The following is a 5165-nucleotide window of genomic DNA, read 5'->3' as shown; positions in this document are numbered from 1 at the left end:
TTTCGAGACGACGATGGTGTGATCGAACGTGATGGTCATGAGTGTCTGCCTCCTGGGCAGTTCCACGCCTCCATGCCTGACGCTGTCCGTCATCGACACGCGACGCTGGCGATGATCCTGCCAACCAGAGCGTGTGCTTGCAAGCCGTGCCTTTGACGGCGTTGTCTCGCCGAGAACGGTTAGTCGGGTAGGTGTTGCTCAACGTGATGACGCTGTACCAGGATTGACTTTGTGCCCATCCTGGTCGAACCGTCGATCCCCGAGGGATCGTTGTTCGGGATTGAACAACCCGTGATCGAGGTGTCGCGGTCGGTTTCACTCCGGCCGTGGGTGAACGGTGACGCCGCAGCGGTGATGGAATTCTTTCAGGACCCACTCATCCAACGATGGCACGTCAAACGTGCTGATTCGATCGAGGAGGCAGCAGGATGGATCGGAGGGTGGCAGTCTGAGTGGCTCAAAGAATCCGGAGCCCATTGGGCTGTGGTTGATTCAGGTTCGGACCGCCTACTCGGTCGTATCGCATTGAAAAATATTGATCTCTATGACGGGACGGCCGATCTGGCGTACTGGATGGCCGCATCTGCGCGCGGGTATGGAGTGTGCCCGAATTCCGTTGTTGCGTTAGCAAGATGGGCCTTCGACGAAGTGGCCTTCAACCGACTCGAACTCGAACACTCAGTAGACAATGCTGCGTCGTGTCGCGTTGCGGATAAGGCCGGATTTCAGACAGAAGGCATCCGCCGCGGATCAGCACGCCATGCAGACGGGTGGCATGACATGCACGTACACAGCTTGCTCAGGGGAGACTCAACCCCAGGCTGAATCGGATCCAGGTCTTCAGGCGAGCGTGATTAAGGCCGTCTGCATGTTGCTGCCCACATTGAGATCCGCCACCGCCGGATTCGCACCCAAATTGCGCCCACCCTCACCGGAGCAGAACGACACGCCCGCACCCGGCACATCTCCGAAGGTGACTTCGACGAGTGAGATGACCATCGCGTCGATGAGCCCGAACCCGATCCAATGCGACAACCACTGCCCCGCCGATAACGGCGAAGGCATTTCGAATGTATCGGCCGCTATCAGCGGTCCTACTACGATGTCGACCGACCTCGTTGTGCCCATTCCTGCCTTTGGAGAACTACTGTGTCTGATTTTGATTATTCGCCGCCTGCACCAACCGCATCGAAGGGGAGACGGAAGTGGCCGTGGGTCACCGGTGCAGTCGTGTCCGGCTTGCTGGTCATCGGTGTGGTGGATCCGACCGGGTCGAGGGACACCGCCGCGCAGGAGGCAGCCGTAGCGGCAGCATCCGCCACGATGACCAGCACCTCGAAAGCTGCCATCGCTACAACATCGCCCGTGGCTCCGAGCTCCGCCGCAACTACACCCGAGTCGATGCTCGCACCCGTACCGGTGGCGTTGGCGGTCGAGAACGCGGACGGCGCGAACGCTGCCCTGAGCATGCTGGCGACCGTGCCGATCAAGGGGCGAGCCCCGAAGACCGGGTACGACCGAGAGATGTTCGGGCAGGCCTGGACCGACGATGTCACCGTCGAAGGTGGTCATAACGGCTGCGATACGAGGAACGATATTTTACGTCGAGATCTCACCGCGATCACCGTGAAGCCGGGGTCCAACGGATGCGCGGTACAAACCGGCACCCTGGCCGATACGTACACCGCAACCACCATCAGCTTCGTCCGCGGCACCGACACCTCCAGCGCTGTGCAAATCGACCACATGGTCGCCCTCAGTAATGCCTGGCAGACAGGTGCTCAGCAACTCGACCCGGCCACGCTGAAGAGCCTGGCGAACGACCCGCGCAACCTGCAGGCCGTCGATGGCCCGGCGAACCAGCAGAAGAGCGACGGCGATGCCGCGACCTGGCTCCCCAGCAACACCGCATACCGGTGCACCTATGTTGCTCGGCAGGTCGAGGTGAAGGCCGCCTACGGACTGTGGGTCACCCAGCCCGAGCATGACGCGATCACCCGCGTCCTCGGTGACTGCGGCGCAGCCGCACCTGCACCAGCTCCGGTAGCGCCAGCACCTGCTCCAGCTCCTCGACCTGCACCGGTTGCACCCGCACCTGTTCCGGTCGCACCTGCACCAGCACCAGCGCCCGCTCCGCTGGTCGAGGCGCCTGCACCGTCGAGCGTGTACTACCAGAATTGCAGCGCAGTTCGTGCAGCCGGTGCCGCCCCCATCCGGGCCGGACAACCCGGTTACAGCAGCAAGCTCGACCGTGATGGTGACGGCGTCGGTTGCGAGTAACGCCGTGGATGTGATCTGGAACTGTAGTCGTCGACTTTTCGTCGGCGATGGGTCGGAAGTTCACGGACCAGGCCCTATATTCGCCAGTGGGTCAACGAAATTGAATGCAGCGTCCGATGGAGGTTGATCCGACCTCGACGTCGGTTCAATACCATCCGGGGTGCCTGCGGCTGCATTCTCAGAGATGTTGCGAGTATGTCTCAGCGCTGTGCGATCCGCTCGTTTGTTCGGCCGGTTGACGCTCGCTCGACGACGTTTGTGTCCGTGAACCCGTTCCGGGTTCCTTCCAAGCCATCTTCGGAGTCTGGCCCCCTTCGTGTTCGTCCCGGTTTTGTGCTGTACATACTAGTTGTTACAGTGTCGGTGTGAGTGCACGAGATCAGTTGACGGGTGCGATGGCAGAGTTGTTGTGGGAGCGCGGCTATGCCGCGACGAGCCCGCGTGAGGTGATGGCGCGAGCTGGGGTTGGTCAGGGCAGCATGTATCACCATTTCAGTGGGAAGCATGAGCTTGCGGTCGAAGCGCTGTCCGCAGTTACGGGAGAAATGACGGGCGAGTCCTCGCTTTTGGACGGAGATGGCTCGCCGCTCGAGCAGATGAAGCGCTACCTCCTGTTACCTCGGCCTGGTACGCGGGGATGTCGGGTGGGTCGGATGACCCAGGACCCGCAGGTTGTCACAGATGCGGAACTCATCGCAGTCGTTGCGAATGCGTTCGACGCGATGCTGACCCGCTGGGAGCGGGTGATCGCTGCCGCGATTGCCGCAGGGGAACTCCCCACGAGCATCGTCCCGGCGGATCTCGCACGAACACTGGCGGCGGTCCTGCAGGGCGGCTATGTACTTGCTCGCGCGAAGGGCGAGCAAGGCCCGATGGACGCGGCGGTTCGTGGAGCCGTTTCCCTGCTCGACGTCGCCCATTCCGCTGTCTGCACCGATCACTGACCAACTCAAGAAGGAGACCCCTTGACCGTCCGAATCGGAATCAACGGCTTCGGCCGCATCGGTCGCAGCTACCTACGAGCCGCGCTACGCAGCGATGCGGATGTCGAGATCGTCGCAATCAACGACATCACCGACACCGCAACACTGGCTTCGCTCCTGGAGTGGGACTCATTGTCTGGGCATCTCGAAGGCGTTCAGGTCGATGGGGACACGATTGTCGTTGCAGGGAAACGTATTCGCGTCACCTCCGAGCGCGAGCCGTCCCTCATCCCTTGGAGCGACGAACGCGTCGATGTCGTCATCGAGTCGACCGGCCGTTTCACGGACTCGGTCAACGCTCGCCAACACCTGACCTCTGGAGCGCGCAAGGTGATCATTTCGGCGCCCGCGGACCGTGATGTCCCTGCAGTCGTACTCGGGGTCAACGACGATGCCCTCGACATGCCGGAAGACGTGTTCTCCAACGGCTCCTGCACGACCAACTGCCTCGCCCCGATGGCGAAGGTTCTGCACGAAGCGTTCGGCATCGAGTCCGGACTCATGACGACAATCCACGCCTATACCAGCGACCAGCGCCTCCACGATGCTCCGCACAGCGATCTCCGGCGCGCCCGCGCCGCGGCACTGTCCACGATCCCGACTTCCTCCGGCGCGGCCGCCACGATCGGGCGGATCATCCCAGAACTGGACGGGAAACTAACCGGACTCTCGCTGCGTGTCCCGGTGCCCGTTGGATCTATCACCGACCTCACCGCCCATCTGTCACGACCGGTGAGCGTCGAGGAAGTCAATGAAGCGTTCCGCGCAGCAGGGCAGACTCCTGAACTCTCGTCCTACCTTGCCTATTCGGAGGCGCCACTTGTCTCCGCCGATATCGTCGGCGATCCTCACTCGGCGATCTTCGATGCGCCCCTCACTCAGGTCGTCGGCGAACAAGTCAAGGTCTTCGCCTGGTACGACAACGAGTGGGGATTCTCCAATCGCCTCGTCGAGCTCTCACAGCGGCTTGGCTCGTAAACAATCCGGACCCCGGTTGGGATGCTGCGCTGGGGGATAACGCAGCGCCCGTTACGTAACCGCGCGGTGAGAGCAGCTGCCACACACGAGCTTGGTCTCAATGGTTTCTGACACACCTTCAGGTGTCACTGTGCTGTCGGTTTCAGAAGTGGACTGCATTCTGTGCTGGAGTTTGTAGGTGAGTGCAGCTGCCTTCTGACATTCCGGTGGCAGAAGTGGGCTGCACGGTCGGTAGCCGGTTGGTGTCAGAGGAGTGCGGTATCGACCGAGTTGGCGGCGTCGATCTGCTCGCGGAGGATGTCGCCGTGACCGGCATGTCTGGCGAATTCTTGAATCATCAGAAGCAGTGTCCATCGCATGGAAACAGTGCCCTCGACAGGAAGGTCGATGGTCTCGTCCAGGCCGAAACGTAAGGCGATTCGGCGTGATTTACTGCTGGCTCGTTCGAACTCGGCAATGACCTCTACCAGCGTCTCGTGGTCGCTGACGGTGAAGGTGCCTTCGTCACGGCGCGAGTAGCCGTCGCATTCGGATTCACTGAGTCCGGCCCAATGCCTTTGGAACCAAATCCGTTCCGCGGCCGCCGCGTGCTTGATCAAGGTTATCGGCGTTGTCAACGACGGAACCAATTGTCTGCGGGCATCAATCTCGGACACGCCCTGCACGGTGTCGATCAGTGCTCGTCGGTTGTGGTCGAGCATGCTGTCGATGATGGATCGATCGGCGCCGAGTGTAATCATGTTGTCCTGCATTGTTTTTTTGTTCCTTCCGGCTATGTGTGGGGCTTGCGTTGGGTGAGGGCGAGGTGTGACCGCTGACCAGTGAGGGGAAATCCGCCGACAAGTGGAGGCGCCGATACCAAAGGCGCTGTTGAGGGGGCGGTCGGAGTGGTTCGAAGCGAGCGGCGCATCACCAGAAGTGAGA

At 61.4% G+C, this 5165-nt stretch carries 6 protein-coding genes; 4 read left to right on the top strand and 2 right to left on the bottom strand.

Annotation, left to right across the window (positions count from 1 at the left end):
• Positions 1 to 231: 231 nt before the first annotated feature.
• Positions 232 to 825: a GNAT family N-acetyltransferase gene (locus tag BJI47_RS20160; RefSeq protein ID WP_088945427.1), complete on the top strand. Its 594-nt coding sequence runs from the start codon at positions 232 to 234 to the stop codon at positions 823 to 825.
• 15 nt (positions 826 to 840) lie between these two features.
• Here the strand turns inward: BJI47_RS20160 and BJI47_RS20155 are convergent, their stop codons facing one another.
• Positions 841 to 1065: a hypothetical protein gene (locus BJI47_RS20155; RefSeq protein WP_176224983.1), complete on the bottom strand. Its 225-nt coding sequence runs from the start codon at positions 1063 to 1065 to the stop codon at positions 841 to 843.
• 84 nt (positions 1066 to 1149) lie between these two features.
• Here BJI47_RS20155 and BJI47_RS20150 point away from each other — a divergent pair, with 84 nt between their 5' ends.
• The 3 genes from BJI47_RS20150 (at position 1150) to gap (ending at position 4241) form a co-directional block, all read left to right on the top strand.
• Entirely contained in the window at positions 1150 to 2280 is a 1131-nt protein-coding gene (locus tag BJI47_RS20150) for a DUF1524 domain-containing protein (protein WP_088945425.1), read from the top strand.
• Between the two features lie 365 nt (positions 2281 to 2645).
• Entirely contained in the window at positions 2646 to 3224 is a 579-nt protein-coding gene (locus BJI47_RS20145; protein WP_217808565.1) for a TetR/AcrR family transcriptional regulator, read from the top strand.
• A 21-nt stretch (positions 3225 to 3245) separates the two neighbouring features.
• Entirely contained in the window at positions 3246 to 4241 is a 996-nt protein-coding gene (gene gap, locus BJI47_RS20140) for a type I glyceraldehyde-3-phosphate dehydrogenase (RefSeq protein ID WP_088945424.1), read from the top strand.
• Positions 4242 to 4486: 245 nt separating this feature from the next.
• On the opposite strand, the gene BJI47_RS20135 is transcribed toward gap, so the two are convergent.
• Positions 4487 to 4993 carry a DinB family protein gene (locus tag BJI47_RS20135; protein ID WP_088945423.1) on the bottom strand — a complete coding sequence of 169 codons (507 nt, stop codon included), beginning with the start codon at positions 4991 to 4993 and terminating at the stop codon, positions 4487 to 4489.
• Positions 4994 to 5165: the final 172 nt, after the last annotated feature.

Origin of the sequence: Rhodococcus sp. 1168, from assembly GCF_002091955.1 — a bacterium.
Classification (GTDB): domain Bacteria; phylum Actinomycetota; class Actinomycetes; order Mycobacteriales; family Mycobacteriaceae; genus Rhodococcoides.
The sequence above is the reverse complement of the archived record's forward strand: the minus strand, read 5'-3'. Positions and strand labels throughout refer to the sequence as shown.

Bases quoted from the DNA above. Each gene is read 5' to 3' on its own strand.
- BJI47_RS20155 (WP_176224983.1), bottom strand. From the start codon at position 1,065: ATGCCTTCGCCGTTATCGGCGGGGCAGTGGTTGTCGCATTGGATCGGG.
- BJI47_RS20135 (WP_088945423.1), bottom strand. From the start codon at position 4,993: ATGCAGGACAACATGATTACACTCGGCGCCGATCGATCCATCATCGAC.